This is a genomic window from Bradyrhizobium sp. AS23.2, assembly GCF_001908185.1.
Classification (GTDB): Bacteria; Pseudomonadota; Alphaproteobacteria; order Rhizobiales; family Xanthobacteraceae; genus Bradyrhizobium.
This window is the reverse complement of record NZ_LGHM01000207.1, coordinates 1-15,813: the sequence shown is the minus strand read 5'-3', so window position 1 is coordinate 15,813 and position 15,813 is coordinate 1. Positions and strand designations below refer to the sequence as shown.

General features: G+C 65.4%; 13 protein-coding genes and 3 pseudogenes. 7 read left to right on the top strand and 9 right to left on the bottom strand.

The genetic code is table 11. The features are described from left to right. Together AC630_RS46430 and AC630_RS48535 are read left to right on the top strand one after the other, a co-directional pair. Positions 1-283, top strand: a pseudogene (locus AC630_RS46430) (hypothetical protein); the annotation flags it as partial. Then, the gene (locus AC630_RS48535) at positions 199-534 is read left to right on the top strand and encodes a PaaI family thioesterase (protein WP_208867096.1); all 336 of its coding nucleotides are present in this window, start codon (positions 199-201) and stop codon (positions 532-534) included. The pseudogene AC630_RS46430 and the gene AC630_RS48535, both read left to right, overlap by 85 nt. 505 nt (positions 535-1,039) lie before the next feature. On the opposite strand, the gene hutU (AC630_RS36555) is transcribed toward AC630_RS48535, so the two are convergent. From hutU (AC630_RS36555) to AC630_RS36540, 4 genes are read right to left on the bottom strand one after another with little or no spacing between them, the layout of a single operon-like run. Continuing rightward, positions 1,040-2,710: a urocanate hydratase gene (hutU, locus tag AC630_RS36555; RefSeq protein ID WP_074123246.1), complete on the bottom strand. Its 1,671-nt coding sequence runs from the start codon at positions 2,708-2,710 to the stop codon at positions 1,040-1,042. Positions 2,711-2,720: 10 nt separating this feature from the next. Then, the gene (locus AC630_RS36550) at positions 2,721-3,923 is read right to left on the bottom strand and encodes a CaiB/BaiF CoA transferase family protein (RefSeq protein WP_074123244.1); all 1,203 of its coding nucleotides are present in this window, start codon (positions 3,921-3,923) and stop codon (positions 2,721-2,723) included. Next, positions 3,920-4,915, bottom strand: coding sequence for an NADPH:quinone oxidoreductase family protein (locus AC630_RS36545; protein WP_083636521.1), 996 nt, complete (start codon positions 4,913-4,915; stop codon positions 3,920-3,922). Before AC630_RS36545 ends, AC630_RS36550 begins: the two co-directional genes overlap by 4 nt. Positions 4,916-4,918: 3 nt before the next feature. Then, complete coding sequence (locus AC630_RS36540) at positions 4,919-5,743, bottom strand: IclR family transcriptional regulator (RefSeq protein ID WP_074123242.1); 825 nt, start codon at positions 5,741-5,743, stop codon at positions 4,919-4,921. 102 nt (positions 5,744-5,845) lie between these two features. On the opposite strand from AC630_RS36540, the gene AC630_RS36535 reads away from it, so the two are divergent. From AC630_RS36535 to AC630_RS36525, 3 genes are read left to right on the top strand one after another with little or no spacing between them, the layout of a single operon-like run. Then, entirely contained in the window at positions 5,846-6,835 is a 990-nt protein-coding gene (locus tag AC630_RS36535; protein ID WP_074123241.1) for an ABC transporter substrate-binding protein, read from the top strand. A gap of 51 nt (positions 6,836-6,886) precedes the next feature. After that, positions 6,887-7,789, top strand: coding sequence for an ABC transporter permease (locus tag AC630_RS36530; protein WP_074123240.1), 903 nt, complete (start codon positions 6,887-6,889; stop codon positions 7,787-7,789). Continuing rightward, positions 7,786-8,580, top strand: coding sequence for an ABC transporter ATP-binding protein (locus AC630_RS36525; protein WP_074123239.1), 795 nt, complete (start codon positions 7,786-7,788; stop codon positions 8,578-8,580). Before AC630_RS36530 ends, AC630_RS36525 begins: the two co-directional genes overlap by 4 nt. Before the next feature lie 168 nt (positions 8,581-8,748). On the opposite strand, the gene AC630_RS36520 is transcribed toward AC630_RS36525, so the two are convergent. From AC630_RS36520 to hutI, 4 genes are read right to left on the bottom strand one after another with little or no spacing between them, the layout of a single operon-like run. Beyond that, positions 8,749-9,330 carry a HutD/Ves family protein gene (locus tag AC630_RS36520; RefSeq protein WP_074123238.1) on the bottom strand — a complete coding sequence of 194 codons (582 nt, stop codon included), beginning with the start codon at positions 9,328-9,330 and terminating at the stop codon, positions 8,749-8,751. Continuing rightward, positions 9,330-10,994: a urocanate hydratase gene (gene hutU / locus AC630_RS36515; protein WP_074123237.1), complete on the bottom strand. Its 1,665-nt coding sequence runs from the start codon at positions 10,992-10,994 to the stop codon at positions 9,330-9,332. Before hutU (AC630_RS36515) ends, AC630_RS36520 begins: the two co-directional genes overlap by 1 nt. 26 nt (positions 10,995-11,020) lie before the next feature. After that, positions 11,021-11,842 (bottom strand): N-formylglutamate deformylase, encoded by an 822-nt coding sequence (gene hutG / locus AC630_RS36510; RefSeq protein WP_074123236.1) that lies wholly within the window; start codon positions 11,840-11,842, stop codon positions 11,021-11,023. Further along, a complete protein-coding gene (gene hutI, locus AC630_RS36505) occupies positions 11,839-13,041 on the bottom strand; it encodes an imidazolonepropionase (protein WP_083636522.1) in 1,203 nt (400 codons plus the stop codon). Before hutI ends, hutG begins: the two co-directional genes overlap by 4 nt. Positions 13,042-13,166: 125 nt before the next feature. On the opposite strand from hutI, the pseudogene AC630_RS36500 reads away from it, so the two are divergent. Together AC630_RS36500 and hutC are read left to right on the top strand one after the other, a co-directional pair. After that, positions 13,167-14,592, top strand: a pseudogene (locus tag AC630_RS36500) (formimidoylglutamate deiminase). Further along, on the top strand, positions 14,585-15,328 hold the full coding sequence (gene hutC, locus AC630_RS36495) for a histidine utilization transcriptional repressor HutC (RefSeq protein ID WP_083636518.1): 744 nt from the start codon (positions 14,585-14,587) through the stop codon (positions 15,326-15,328). Before AC630_RS36500 ends, hutC begins: the two are co-directional and overlap by 8 nt. Positions 15,329-15,592: 264 nt before the next feature. On the opposite strand, the pseudogene AC630_RS46425 reads toward hutC, so the two are convergent. Continuing rightward, positions 15,593-15,813 (bottom strand): annotated as a pseudogene (locus AC630_RS46425) (hypothetical protein); the annotation flags it as partial.

Sequence of the window (15,813 nt, the reverse complement as noted above, 5' to 3'; positions counted from 1 at the left end):
TTGCCCGGTCCGGATTTCTGCTTCATCTTCGCTCCTTGCGGCTACGATGAACCAGAAATCCTCCCTTCGTGAAGTCCCTCAATTTGTCTCAAGGGCTCTGACGGCGAACATGGACATCAACATTCCGAAAACGCTGGACGATTGGAACGCCCGTGGCACTGACTATCTGCCCGGCCTTCTTGGTATATTTTTCAGCAGGTGGAGGCAGACGAAGTCATCGCCACACTTGAGGTGCGTCGGGCCCTCGGAGCTTGGAACGGCTACCTACACGCCGGAACGGTGACGTCGCTAGCCGATACCTGCTGCGCCTACGGCACGGTGTGCGGCCTACCATCGGGCGCCAGCGGATTCACGACCGTGGAGCTAAAAAGCAACCTGATCGGTACGGCGAGAGAAGGCAAGGTGGTTTGCAGGGCCCGGCCACTCCATAGGGGCCGCACCACGCAAGTATGGGATGCCGAAGTGCGTCGCGAGGGTGATGACACCGCAATTGCCTACTTCCGCAACACGCAGCTGATTTTGTGGCCCAAGTAATGATAACCATTTGAATTTTCACCAACACCCCACCTCGGATCGTGGTGGCTTCGGACGGCTATCTTAAGCCCCGCGGTGAACCAAAGCGGCCTGCCGTTGGAAACCAAGGTCGAAACACAAACGTTATGGGACTCAAAGTCTATATTCGATTGATACAACGCAAGGATGATTGTTGCCGCAGCTTTGAAAAGTCGCTTTCTCAGCAGGGTAGAAATGTCGCCATTTGCCTTCCATGGGCAGGGCGCAAGACACAAATCAAGTGATTGCCGAGCTTATGTCTTCTCCGACGTAGGAAAGGGGCAGCGCGAGTTTCTTTATCTGCGCAGTGCTATGCGTGCGAGGAGGGCGGCAGGTCGGGCGTCGCGTCAGATGGAAACCCGGCGCGACATGTCGCCGCCAATGATCGTCACGCCCGGCTTCGCGCCGGGCGTCCACAGCACGGAATCTAGGCAACGTGGACGGCTGAGGTGGGCTCCGGCCATGACGACAAGATGAAACGAAGACCTCAAGAGGCCTTGGCGCGCAGGCTCGGCATGTCGAGGCCATTGCGGATCGCGCAGTCAATCGCGATTTGGTAGCCCGCGTCGGCATGGCGCATCACGCCGGTGGCGGGGTCGTTCCAGAGAATGCGCCCGATCTTCTCGCTCGCTTCCCGCGTGCCGTCGGCGATCAGCGCGATGCCAGAGTGCTGCGAGTAGCCCATGCCGACGCCGCCGCCATGATGAAACGAGACCCACGTGGCGCCGCAGGCGGAATTCAACAGCGCGTTGAGGATCGGCCAGTCGGACACCGCGTCCGAGCCGTCGAGCATGCCCTCGGTCTCGCGCATCGGGGAGGCGACCGAGCCGGAATCCATGTGGTCGCGGCCGATCACGATCGGCGCTTTCAGCTCGCCGCGCGCAACCATCTCGTTGAAGGCGAGGCCGACGCGGTGACGGTCACCGAGGCCGAGCCAGCAGATCCGTGCCGGCAGGCCCTGGAATTTGATGTGCGCGCGCGCCTTATCGAGCCATTGGTTGAGGAACGTGTCGTTCGGCATCAGTTCACGCACCTTGGCGTCGGTCTTGTAGATGTCCTCCGGATCTCCCGACAGCGCCACCCAGCGGAACGGGCCTTTGCCTTCGCAGAACAGCGGCCGCACATAGGCTTCGACGAAGCCCGGATAGTCGAAGGCGTTGGCGACGCCCTTCTCCTTCGCCATTGCGCGGATGTTGTTGCCGTAGTCGATGGCGATCGCGCCCTTGGCCTTGAGCTCCAGGATGCAGCGCACTTGCTGCGCCATCGCCTCCTTGGCAGCGTCGGCGGTACCTGACGGATCGCGCTCCTGGCGCTCGGCCCACTGCTCCAGCGTCCAGCCGAGCGGCATGTAGCCGTGCGCGGGGTCATGCGCCGAGGTCTGGTCGGTGACGACATCGGGCACGAGGCCGCGCCGCAGGACCTCCTGGAAAACTTCGGCGGCGTTGCCGATGAGGCCGACCGACACTGGCTTCCCGGTCGTTTTCGCTTCGTCGATCATCGCCAGTGCCTCGTCGAGGGTGGTGGCGGAGCGATCGAGATAGCCGGTGCGTTTGCGGAATTCGATGCGGCTCGGCTGGCATTCAACTACGATGATCGAGGCGCCGGCCATGGTGGCGGCGAGCGGCTGCGCCCCGCCCATGCCGCCGAGGCCCGCGGTCAGGAACCAGCGGCCAGCAAGGCTACCGCCGAAGTGACGGCGGCCGATTTCCGAGAAGGTCTCGAAGGTGCCCTGCACGATGCCCTGCGAGCCAATGTAGATCCATGAGCCGGCCGTCATCTGGCCGTACATCATCAGACCCTTGCGATCGAGTTCGTTGAAGTGCTCCCAGGTCGACCACTTCGGCACCAGGTTGCCGTTGGCGATGATCACCCGCGGCGCGCCGGGATGGGTCTGGAACACGCCGACCGGTTTGCCCGACTGCACCAGCAGGGTCTGGTTGTCGTCGAGGCGCTTGAGCACGGCGACAATCTGGTCGAACGCTTCCCAACTGCGCGCCGCGCGGCCGATGCCGCCATAGACCACGAGCTCCTCGGGCCGCTCGGCGACGTCGGGGTCGAGGTTGTTCATCAGGAGGCGCAGCGGCGCTTCGGTGTGCCAGCTCTTCGTCGTGAGCTCTGCTCCGCGCGGAGCGCGGATGATGCGGTCGTTCTTGCGCATGGTCTTTCCTTCAGACGGTCTTTGCCGCACGCAGGGCGGCAATCCTGGCCTCGTCGAGGCCGAGTTCGTCGCGCAGGACGGCTTCGGTATCCTCGCCGAGCGTCGGTGCGCGCATCGGTGCGGACGCTGGCGTTCCCGCGAACCGGACCGGCTGCGGGGCGAATTTGATGTCGCCGAGCTTGGCGTTGTGGCCGGGCACCAGCAATTGGCGCGCAGTCGCATGCTCACTTGCGAGCACGTCGTCGAGCGACCACACCGGCGCGGCGGGCACGTCCGCGGCGCGCAGCCGCGCCAGCGCGTCGTCCTGCGTCAGCCCGTCCGCCCAGTCGGCAAGGATGGCGCGCAGTTCGGCCTCATGGGTGTTGCGGTCGTGGTTAGTCTTGAAGCGCGGATCGGCGGATAGCTCCGGATGGCCGATCGCCTCGAAGATGCGCTTGACGATGGCCTCGGAGAAGCCGACCAGCACGATGTCGCCGGTCTTGGTCGCAAAACTGTCGACCGGGTAGGTCTCCGGATGACGGTTGCCGACACGGCGCGTTGGCTTATCGGTGAACAGCCGCCGCGAAAGGTTGGTCAGCAGCATGGAGAATACCGAATCGAGCATGGCGACTTCGAGTCGCCGGCCGGTGCCGGTGCGCTCGCGGTCGTACAGCGCCGCGGCAATGCCCCAGGCGGCGAACATGCCAGTGGTGACGTCAGCAACGCTCTCGCCGACCGCGGTGGCGCGGCCGCCGGCTTCACCGGTGACGCTCATCAGTCCGCTCATCGCCTGGATCACAAGGTCGAATGCCGGCAGGTCGGCGAGCGGGCCCTGCTGGCCGAAGCCGGAGATCGAGGCATAGATCAGCCGCGGATTGTCGGCCTTCAGCACTTCGTAGCCGAGTCCGAGCCGTTCCATCACGCCGGGGCGGAAATTTTCCACCAGCACGTCGGCCTTCTTCGCGAGGTCACGGATCAGGCCGATGCCTTCTGGCGACTTCATATTGATGGTGATGCTGCGCTTGCCGCGGTTGAGCAGCGCGAAATAGGTGCTCTCGCCATTGACGTGGGGCGCGAAATAGCGGCTCTCGTCGCCGGAGCCTGGCAATTCCACCTTGATGATCTCGGCGCCGAGGTCGGCAAGCATCGCGGTGCAGAACGGGCCCGACATCACCCGCGTCAGGTCGAGCACGCGCAGGCCGGCGAACAGATGGGCGGGAAGCAACTGGTTCATCGCGCGGCCTCGTGCGTCAGGTCAATGGTGACTTTGCCGGTGGTCTTGCGGTCGCCGAGCGCGCGCAGCGCGTCGGGCAACTGGTCGAAGGCGAACGTCGCGCCGATATGCGGGCGGATCGCGCCGGCCCGCAGGTGCTCGGCAAGGCGCGCCGAGACGCGAGCGAGCATCGCGGTGTCGCGGTCGTGATTCCAGTAGACGCCGATCGCCGCGGCACGCTTCAGCAGCAGGCGATTGGCAGGAATCTGGGGAATTTCACCCGAGGTGAAGCCGATCACCAGGAAGCGGCCTTCCCAGGCCATCACCCGGATCGCCTCCTTGGCCGCAGCGCCACCGACCGGATCGACGATCACGTCGGCGCCATGGCCGCCGCTGAGCTTCTTGACCTGTTCGCTCCAGCCTTCGTTGCGATAGTCGATCGCCTCATGGGCGCCATGGGCTTTCGCCAGCGCACACTTGTCTTCGCCACCAGCCGCGGCGATCACCCGTGCGCCGAGATGGCGCGCGATCTCCACTGCGGCGAGGCCGACGCCGCCGGCCGCCGCCAGCACCAGGACGGTCTCGCCGGGCTTCACCTTCGTGCTCTCGGTGAGCGCGACCATGGAGGTGGTGTAGACCACCGGCAGCGCGCTCGCCGCCGCAGTCGAAATTCCGTCCGGGATGCGGATCGCCATGTCGCCGCGCACCGCGACGTAGTCAGCGAAGCCGCCCCACAGCACCTTGCTGGCGACGCGCTGGCCGACTGCGAGGCCGGAGTGCTCGCCGGCGGAGACCACGGTGCCCGCCACCTCCTGGCCCGGAATGAACGGGCGAGGCGGTCGCACCTGGTAACGGTCATCGATCATCAAGAGGTCGGAAAAATTCAGCGCCGCGGTTTCTACCCGCACCAACGCCTCCGCGGCGGCCGGAGCGGGTATCGGAGCGTCGATCTGTTCGAGATGGTCGAGGCCGGCAGTAGCTGAGCGCCAGGCGCGCATGGTAGCAGCAGTCATCTCTCAATCACCGTTGGTGGCGCCGGCGATCCGGGCCGCGACGCGGCGGCCGGCGTCGACCAGCAGTTTGGCGTAAGCGTCAATCTCGGCCTGGTTCATCCGCTGTGCCGGCGCCGCAATCGCGACGGAGCCGAGAGGCTGGCGGCGCGGTGTCAGCACCGGGACGGCGATGCCGACCACGCCGGGATAGGTTTCTTCGTGGGTCACCACGAAGCCGACGGCGCGCACCTCTTCGAGCTGCGCGCGCAGCGCGTCCGCAGGCATGGTCGAATTCGGATTGACCCCGGTAAGGTCGCCGGCAAGCACCGCGTCGATCTGTCGTTGCGGCAGAAACGCCAGCACCGCCTTCGAGGTCGCTCCCGAATGCAGCGGATAGGCGGTGCCAATCTGCTCGAACACGCGGAGGCCGCCCTGGCGGCTCGGGATCTGCGCGAGGCAGACCACACTGGCGTGGATGTCGTCGTAGCCGGTGAGGATGACCGTCTCGGCGGTGGCCTGAGATAGCTCTTCCAGGATGCTCTGGCACGGGTCGACCAGATCGAATTGCAGCTGGGCGCGGCGGCCGAGATCGATAGCGGCGAAGCCCAGCGTGTAGCGGCCGCGCTGCTCCATCAGGTAGCCGGTCGCGCACAGGAAACGAACCAAGCGGCTCAGGGTCGAGCGAGCCAGCTGGGTGTCCCGCGCCAACTCCGACTGCGTCCAACTCGGCCGCTCGTCGGTAAAAAGGTCCAGGATTTGAAAGGTCTTCTTCAGAAGGCCGACGCCTGCGGTGTTTGCGGCAGCGGTCGGCGCTTCCTCGGAGCCGATGTTGACAGACGTCTCATTCATTGCTCATATTGTGGAACAGATTGCCACATATTGGCAAGAGAGAAGTTGTTGCCGGACTGACGGAACGTGTTTCGAGCATCAACCGAGATGGGAGAGAGAAGGATGAAGGGAGTTTTGCTGCAGGCCCGGGTTGCTCTGTTAGCCTGCGCTGCAACGGCGTTGATGTGCGGGGTGGCTGCAGCAGCCGAACTGAAGAAGGTGAAGATCTCCACCATCGTCGAGGTGCCACAGTTGGTGGAAACCAAGGAAGGCGTGCTGAAGGGGCTTGCCGAGAGCGGTTTTGAAGATGGCCTCAATATCAAGGTCGAGTACCAGACCGCCAACGGCAATGCCTCGACCCAGCAGCAGATCGCCAAAAAATTCGTCGGCGACGGTGCCGACCTGATCGTTGCCATCACGACGCCGACCGCGCAGGCGATGGCCAGCGTCACCAACTCGGTGCCGATCGTCTTCGCCACCGTCATCGATCCGATCAAGGCCAAGTTGATTTCGAAGTACAAGGCACCGGGCGGCAACATAACCGGCGTGTCCGACGCGCCACCTCTGGCCGCTCAGCTCAACCTGTTCCACGAGATCGCGCCGAATCTGAAGAAGCTCGGCTACATCTACAATCCGGGTCTCGATAGCTCCAACTCCACGCTAGAGCATCTGCGCGATGAAGGAGCCAAACTGGGCATCACCATCGTGGAAGCTGCCGCACCGACCACAAACGAAGTAATTCCTGCCACCAAGAAACTCGTGGGCAGCGTCGATGCGATCTATGTGCCTAATGACACCACCGTGGTGGCAGCGTTGGAGACCGTGGTGAAAGTCGGCCAGGAAACCAAGACTCCGGTATTCACCGGCGAGACCCGCGGCGTTGATCGCGGCGCGATTGCCTCCGTCGGCCTCGACTATATCCAGGTCGGTCGCATGGCCGGCCATATGGCCGCCATGATCCTGGAAGGCGCCAAGGTCGGCGACGTCGACGCCGTGATCGCCTATCAGGCGACGCCGAATTTCGTAGTCGTGGTGAACAAAGGCGCCGCTGCAGCGATGGGCGTCACGCTGCCCGACTCGGTGCTGAAGCGGGCGACCCGGACCGTAAACTGATCGGGCGCGCCGTTCATCGCTATACGAATACCGCCAGAAAGATCGCTTCCTATGTCACTTTACGAACTTCTCGGGACTGTCGAGGTCGGACTAACATTCGGCCTGGTGGCCCTCGGAGCATTCATCACCTTCCGCATCCTTGATTTCCCGGATCTCACCGTCGAAGGCAGCTTTCCGCTCGGCGCTGCGGTGGCGGCGATCCTGATCGTCAATTTCGGCTGGAACCCGTGGCCGGCGACATTCGCCGCGGCGGTCGCTGGTTTTGGGGCGGGCTTCGTGACCGCCTTCCTCAATGTGCGGTTCAACATCCTGCATATTCTTTCCGGCATCCTGGTCTCGATCTCGCTCTATTCGGTCAACCTGCGCATCATGAGCGGGCCGAACAAGCCGCTGCTCGGCGCGCACACCATCTTCTCGGCGGCGCAGGGCTGGGGCATTCCCGCCTACATCCTCAGCCCGCTGCTGCTCGTCGTGATTATCCTGGCGATCAAGCTGCTGCTCGACCTATTCCTGCACACGGGTCTCGGCATGAACATGCGCGCCGCTGGCGCCAACCCCGCCATGGCCGCCGCCAATGGCGTCAATGTCGGCCGCATGAAGCTGCTCGGCCTCGGCATGGCTAACGCGCTTACGGCGCTGGCCGGCGCGATGTTCGCCCAGAGCTTTGGCGCTGCCGACGCCTATATGGGTATCGGTGTCGTCATCATCGGGCTGGCTTCGGTGATCGTCGGCATGTCGATCCTGCCGGTGCGCACGATCGCCCAGGCGACGCTGGCCTGTCTGTTCGGTGCCATGCTGTACCGCTTTGCGGTGGCGTTCTCGCTCAATGCAGATTTCCTCGGCCTCAAGGCCTCCGACGTGCAACTCGTCACAGCGGTGCTGGTCGTGGTCACCCTGGTCGGCCAGTCGTCCCGCTCGAGCATGGGCAAGCTGTTGAAGAGGAGGTCGTCATGATCGAAGTCAGCGACGTCCGCGTCACCTTCAACAAGGGAACGCCGCTCGAATCCACCGCACTGCGCCAGCTCGGCCTGGTCGTGCCGCAAGGCCAATTCCTCACCATCATCGGCTCCAACGGCGCCGGCAAGTCGACCTCGCTCAACGTCATCGCCGGTCTCGTCCGGCCGGACTGCGGCAAGGTCGTAGTCGATGGCCAGAACGTCACCGACTGGCCGATCCACCGGCGCTCGCGGCTGATCTCGCGCGTGTTCCAGGATCCCAAGATGGGCACCTGTGAGGATCTCACGATCCTGGAGAACTTCGCGCTTGCCCATGGCCGCACCCAGCCACGCGGCTTCCGCTTCGCCATCGATAAGGCGATCCGCGAGCAGGCGGCGGAACGGCTCGAGCTGCTCAAGCTCGGCCTCGAGAACCGCCTCAACGACAAGGTCGGTCTCTTGTCCGGGGGCCAGCGTCAGGCGGTGAGCCTGCTGATGGCGACGACCGGCGAGACGCAGGTGCTGCTGCTCGACGAGCACACCGCCGCGCTCGATCCGAAGACCGCGGAGTTCGTGATGGAGCTGACGCGGGACATCGTCACCCAGCTCAAGCTCACCTCGGTGATGGTCACCCACTCCATGGCGCAGGCGCTCCACTATGGCGATCGCACCGTCATGTTCCACCGTGGCCGCATCATCTTCGACGCACAAGGAGAGGAGCGGTCCGCCATGCAGGTCTCCGACCTGCTGCAGCTGTTCAAGCGCGACCAGGGCGAAGAGCTTTCGGATGACGCGCTGTTGCTGGGATGATCGTCGCGAGTGACGTCATCATCGAGCGCGGGCGGGTGTCACTGACCTTCGGGCCGAAAGTGGTCGGTTCGCTGAGCAACGGCACCGAGGTCCATTGCTCCAAAGACATGGACATCCGTCAAGTGCTCGCTTCGGAAGCGGCTGTCCGCTCACTCTTACTGAGGCGCGTTACCCGAACGCTATCTCGACCACGAACAGCTCCGCCGTGCCTTGCGGCGTGGCCGTGAGGGCGGAAGCGTCATCGGCTTCGAGCACGATCGCTTCGGTCGGGCCGAGCATCACCGACTGGCTGCCCACCGTGATCCCGGCCGTGCCGCCGATAACGACGACGATGCCGACCTCGCCGCTCCACGCGAGTTTGGCTGTCCCCGTGAGGCGTTGCCGCCGCACCCGATGGTGACAACGGCCGCGCCGGGTCATGACGTTGAGGTCGTCGATCGCCCCGTCCGTCAGCGTGCTTTCGACGGCCATATCACCGGAGAACGCGAACGGCGCCGTTTGCCGGTCGAGGGTAACCAGCTTGCACCCGGGTGACGCCAGCACGAGGCCATGGCCTTCGATCACGCTCAGCGTGCGATCGATGCCGGGAAACAGCGAGAACGGTCCCGGCGCGCCGACATGGGCCATGCTGAGGCGCCAGTCGAAGGTGTCGAACGATGCGCCGGCGGGCGAGACCACCATCTCGATGGTCTCGCCACCGCCGTTCTTCCAGGGCATCCGCCGGTAGGCGGCTGCGCGAAGGATCCGCATCAGCCGACGCTCGGCAGCTTGAGGCCGTGCTCTTTGGCGCAGTCGATCGCGATGTCGTAGCCGGCGTCGGCATGGCGCATCACGCCCGAGGCGGGGTCATTCCACAGCACGCGCTCGAGGCGCTTGCCGGCCTCCGGCGTGCCGTCGGCGACGATCACCATGCCGGCATGCTGCGAGTAGCCGATGCCGACACCGCCGCCGTGGTGCAGCGACACCCAGGTGGCGCCGCTGGCGCAGTTGATTAGCGCGTTGAGCAGCGGCCAGTCGGACACCGCGTCCGAGCCGTCCTTCATCGCCTCGGTCTCGCGGTTCGGGCTTGCGACCGAGCCGGAGTCGAGATGGTCGCGGCCGATCACTATCGGCGCCTTCAGCTCGCCACAGGCGACCATCTCGTTGAACGCCATGCCGATGCGGTGGCGGTCGCCGAGGCCGACCCAGCAGATGCGCGCCGGCAGACCCTGGAACTTGATGCGCTCGCGCGCCATGTCGAGCCAGTTGTGCAGGTGCTTGTTGTCGGGCAGCAGCTCCTTCACCTTGGCATCGGTCTTGTAGATATCCTCCGGATCACCCGACAGCGCCGCCCAACGGAAGGGGCCGATGCCGCGGCAGAACAGCGGGCGGATATAGGCCGGCACGAAGCCCGGGAAGTCGAAGGCATTCGCGAGGCCCTCTTCCTTCGCCATCTGGCGGATGTTGTTGCCGTAGTCGAGGGTCGGCACGCCCATCTTGTGGAAGTCGAGCATCGCCTGCACATGCTCGACCATCGAGCGCCGCGATGCCGCGTTCACTGCCTTTGGATCGGTCTCGCGCTTGGCTTCCCATTCGGCCAGCGTCCAGCCCTTCGGCAGGTAGCCGTTGACCGGGTCGTGCGCCGAGGTCTGGTCGGTGACAACATCCGGCTTGACGCCGAGGCGTACCAACTCCGGGAAGATCTCCGCGGCGTTGCCGAGCAGGCCGACCGAGACCGGCTTGTTCTCCTTGCAGGCCTTTTCGATGATGGCGAGGGCGTCCTTGAGGTCCCTGGCCTGCACGTCGAGATAGCCAGTGCGCAGGCGCATCTCGATGCGGCTCGGCTGGCACTCGATGGCGAGGCACGAGGCGCCCGCCATGGTCGCGGCCAGCGGCTGCGCGCCACCCATGCCGCCGAGGCCCGCGGTCAGGATCCACTTGCCGGCGAGGCTGCCGCCATAGTGCTGGCGGCCGACCTCGACGAAGGTCTCGTAGGTGCCCTGCACGATGCCCTGCGAGCCGATGTAGATCCACGAGCCGGCCGTCATCTGGCCGTACATCATCAGGCCCTTGCGATCGAGCTCATGGAAGTGGTCCCAGTTGCCCCAGTGTGGCACCAGGTTGGAGTTGGCGATCAGCACGCGCGGCGCGTCGCGGTGGGTGCGGAACACGGCCACCGGTTTGCCCGACTGCACGATCAGGGTCTCGTCCTCTTCGAGATCGCGCAGCGAGGCGACGATGCGGTCGAAGCTCTCCCAGGTGCGGGCGGCGCGGCCGATGCCGCCATACACCACCAACTCGCCCGGCTTTTCGGCGACGTCGGGATCGAGGTTGTTCATCAGCATGCGCAGCGGCGCCTCGGTCAGCCAGCTCTTGGCCGTTCGCTCGGTGCCGTGCGCCGCACGGATGATGCGGGTGTTGTCGATGCGGGTCATAGGGGTCTCCTCGGTGAAACGATCAGTCAGGTCTCCTGCCGCGCGAAGTGCAGGCAGGAATTCAGGATGGCGGTGAGCGCCTCGCGCATCGGCCGCGCGTAGGCCGGGTCATAGGCGGTGGGCCATTCGCCCTCGCCGACAGGGCCGAGCGTCTCCGGCATATAGCCGCGGCAGGCGAGCTCCATCTGGATGGTGTGCACGCCGCTTTTCGGATCGCCGTGGCGGCGGGTGATCCAGCCACCGGTGAAGCGGCCGTTGGTGACGCGGTTGAACTTGGTGGCGTCGCAATCGGCCTCGACCGCGGCAGTCAGCGCCGGATCGCAGCTCGTGCCGGAATTGGTGCCGATGTTGAAGTTGGGCAATTCGCCCTCGAACAGGCGCGGGATCACCGAGCGGATCGAGTGGCAGTCGTAGATCACGACGGTCGGATGGATCTGGCGCAGCCGCGCGATCTCCTGCTCGATGGCCGCGTGATACGGATCGAAATAAAGCGCGCGGCGCTCCGGCACTTCTGCCGGATCGAGTTCGGCGCCAGCCTTGTACAGAGGCTCACCGTCGAAGGTGGTGGTGGGACAGAGTTCGGTGGTCGCCTGGCCGGGATAGAGCGAGACGCCGGTGGGGTTGCGGTTCACGTCGATCACGGTGCGAGAGATCGCGGTGTGGATCGTGGTGGCGCCGAGGCCGGCGGCGAAGTCATAGAGCTTGTCGATCCACCAGTCGGCGTCTTTGCGCGCGAGCCAGGGCGACACCAATCGGCTGTCGTACTCGGCCGGAATCTCGGTGCCGGTGTGCGGAAATGAAACGATCAGCGGCGCGTCGCCGCGTCGCACTGTCAGCCAGGATGTCATGCTCCCCTCCAGATTCGCTGATGCAGCGGGTTGAATCCGATGCGGTAGACCAGCTCGGCCGGGCGCTCGATGTCCCAGACCGCAAGGTCGCACCATTTGCCGGCCTCCAGCGTGCCGATGTCCGATAGCCGGCCGAGCGCGCGGGCGGCCTCGCGGGTGACGCCCGCGACCAGTTCGTCCACGGTGAGGCGGAATAGCGTCGCACCCATGTTCATGGTCAGCAGCAGCGAGGTGATCGGCGAGGTGCCGGGATTGCTGTCGGTGGCGATCGCGATCTTCACGCCATGCTTGCGGAATGCGTCAACCGGCGGCAGCTGCTTTTCGCGCAGCACGTAGAACGCGCCGGGCAGCAGCACGGCCACGGTGCCGGCCTCTCCCATCGCCGCCGCGCCTTCCTCGTCGGTGTATTCCAGGTGGTCGGCCGACAGCGCGCCATGCTCAGCGGCGAGCCGCGCGCCATGCAGGTTGGAGAGCTGGTCGGCATGCAACTTGACCGGCAGGCCGGCGGCCTTGGCGGCATCGAACACCCGCGCGGTCTGCTCCGGCGAGAACGCGATGCCCTCGCAGAAGGCGTCGACCGCGTCCGCGAGCTTCTCGCGGATGATCGCAGGCAGCATCGCGCAGACCTGCGCGATGAACTGATCCTTGTCCGTCGTTTCCGGCGGCATCGCATGGGCGCCGAGGAACGTGGTCACCACGTCCACCTTGCGCTCGCGGCCGAGCCGGCGCGCTGCGCGCAGCAGGCGGATTTCGCTGTCCTGGTCGAGGCCGTAACCCGACTTGACTTCAATGGTGGTGACGCCTTCGCCGCACAGGTGGTCGAGCCGCGGCAGGGCGGTCTTGACGAGGTCGTCCTCGCTCGCGGCCCGCGTCGCCTTCACGGTGGAGACGATGCCGCCGCCGGCGCGGGCGATCTCCTCATAGCTTGCGCCGGCCAGGCGCAGCTCGAACTCATGGGCGCGGTTGCCGCCATAGACGAGGTGGGTGTGGCAGTCGACAAGGCCCGGGGTGACCCAGCGGCCGTCGAGCTTTACGGTCTCCGTCGCGCTCCAGCCGCCGGGTAGGTCGGCCTGCCGGCCGACATAGGCGATGCGGCCGTCTTTGGCGGCGATCGCGCCGCGCTCGATGATGCCGAGCCCGGCCGCAGCCGGGTTGACGGTGACCAGGCGCGCATCCAGCCAAATCTTGTCGTACCGCATGTCTCCCTCGCAGGATGTTTCGCCGCACGGCTCCGCCATGGGGCGCTTAATTGTCTATACATAATTGCCGAACCACGGCCGAATTGTCTATACATAAGATGTCAGTAAGCATGGAGGCCGACCGGATGACACGATCTCAGACCCCCGCCGCGGCGAGCGCTAAGGATTTCGGGGCGGCCCGCACTCTGGTGTTCGATCACGCCTTTCTGCCGTGTGGTTGGGCGCGCGACGTGCGTGTCACGGTTCAGGACGGGGTGATATCGGATGTCGCGCCTGATGCTGCCGGTACGGGCGGCGAACGGGTCAAGGGCATCGCGATTCCCGGACTTCCCAACCTGCATTGCCATACCTTCCAGCGCGGCATGGCCGGCCTTGCCGAGCGGCGAGGCCCCAGCGACGACAGCTTCTGGACCTGGCGCGACGTGATGTACCGCTTCCTCGGCCGCCTCACGCCGGATGATGTCGAGGCGATCGCCGCTTATGCCTATGCAGAGATGCTAGAGCGTGGCTTCACCTCGGTTGGCGAGTTCCACTACATCCATCATGGAGCCGACGGCACGCCCTACGCCGATCTTGCGGAAATGGCGTCGCGCATCGTCGCTGCCGCCAGCGGCACCGGTATCGGCCTCACCCTGCTGCCGGCGTTCTATGCTTATGGTGGTTTCGGCGCCGCGCCCGCGGTGCCGGGCCAGCGCCGTTTCCTCAACGATCCCGATCGCTTCCTGAAATTGGTGGAGGCGACACGTGCGGCTGCGGCGCGGCTGCCTTCGACCGTGATCGGCATCGCGCCGCATTCGCTGCGCGCGGTGACACCCGAAACCCTCGCCGAGGTGGTGAAGGCGACGCCGCGGGGGCCGATCCATATCCACATCGCCGAGCAGGTGAAGGAGGTCGAGGATTGCCTCGCCTGGTCCGGCGCGCGGCCGGTGGCCTGGCTCTACGACCACATGCCGGTTGACGCGCGCTGGTGCCTGATCCATGCCACCCACATGACGGGGGACGAGACACGACGGATGGCGGCGTCGGGGGGCGGTGGCCGGGCTGTGCCCGATCACCGAGGCGTCGCTCGGCGACGGCATCTTCAACGGCCCTGACTACCTCGCCGCCGGCGGCCGGCTCGGTGTCGGCTCGGATTCCAACATCGAGATCGACGCGGCTGGTGAACTCCGGCTGCTCGAATACAGCCAGCGGCTCGGCCGCCGCGGCCGCAACCTCATGACCACCGAGGCCGGCGAATCCACCGGTCGCCGCCTGTTCACCGGAGCGCTTGCCGGCGGCGCGCAGGCGCTCGGCCGGCCGATCGGCGCGCTCGCTGCCGGCCAGCGTGCCGACATCGTGGTGCTGGATGCCGAACACACCAGCTTCTCCACAGTCGCTCGTGAGCACTGGCTGGATTCCTGGATCTTCGTGCCGGGCCGCTCGGCGGTGGACAGCGTGTTCACCGGCGGCGTCAAGGTGGTGGACAGTGGGCGCCACCTGCAGCGCGATGCTATCGCGGCGCGCTATCGCGTAACGCTTGAGAAGTTACTCGGGAGGCTGCTCGATGCCTGATCTGCGCACGCCACGGCCGGGGCAGACTGGCGTGGCGCGCTACGCGGAGATCCAGCACGCGCTGGAGACCGCGATCGTTTCCGGCGACTGGCCGCCAGGGACGCGGGTGCCCTCGGAGCAGGAGCTGCTCAAGCGCTACCGCTGCTCGCGCATGACGGTGAACAAGGCGCTGAGCGCGCTCGCCGCCTCCGGGCTGATCGTTCGCCGCCGCCGCTCCGGCAGCTTCGTGGCGCAGCCCAGCGCTGAGAGGAACGTGCTGCAGATCCATGACACCCAGGTGGAGATCCAGCGCGAAGGCAAGGCCTATCGCATCGCTCTGGTCGGCCGCGGCCAACGCAAGGCGACTAAGCGCGACGCCGCCCGCCTCGATGTCGAGGCCGGCGCGCGGATCCTGGCGCTGACCAGCATTCATTTCGCCGACGACAAGCCCGTGGTGATCGAGGATCGCCTGATCAATCTCGAGGCAGTGCCGTCCGCGGCCGGGGTTGATTTCACCGAGACCTCGCCGGGCAACTGGCTGTTGAAGAAGGTGCCGTGGAGCGAGGCCGAGCATCACATCCGCGCCGTGAATGCCTCCGAGGAGGTGGCGCGGCACCTCGACATCGCCAAGGGCGACGCCTGCCTCGTGGTCGAACGCCGCACCCGCTACGGCGGGCACATCATCACGCATGTGACGCTGTCCTACTCCGGCAGTAGCTACCAGCTCGTCGCGCGGTTCAGTCCGTCGCCGGCGTGAGCGAGCGCGTTCGGTGGGAGCGGACGATCGTTGGTATGTGGCGCTTCCAACTCACTCCCGTAGCTGCCGCTGCGGGAGTTTGGATCTTTCACAGCGGTTCCAGACCAAGCGACCAATGTCGAGTTCGTTGTTGATGATGCCGGTCCAGCGCTTAACGTGGCCGCGGATGCTCGTGTCATTCCACGGTTTCCCTTTGGGCCGGCGACCCTCTCTTGATTGAGTGTCTTGGCAATCGAGCGTGGGCTAATGCATCTGGCGCGCTCCTCAGCTTCTGCGTCCCTTGCGTTCCCGAGTATTGCGAAGCGACGCACGTCGCCTTTTGCGGGATTCCGGCAAATTGGTTGGGGAAGCCCGCTGATCCGGCTGAGACTTGAGCGTCGCCTTGAGATGCTCGGCGAGCTTCAATGCGCTGTCGGCATTCGAAGCAAGTCGAGACAGCAGCTGGGACAACACTTTGAATTCCTCCCGCGTCAGCATCCCAAACA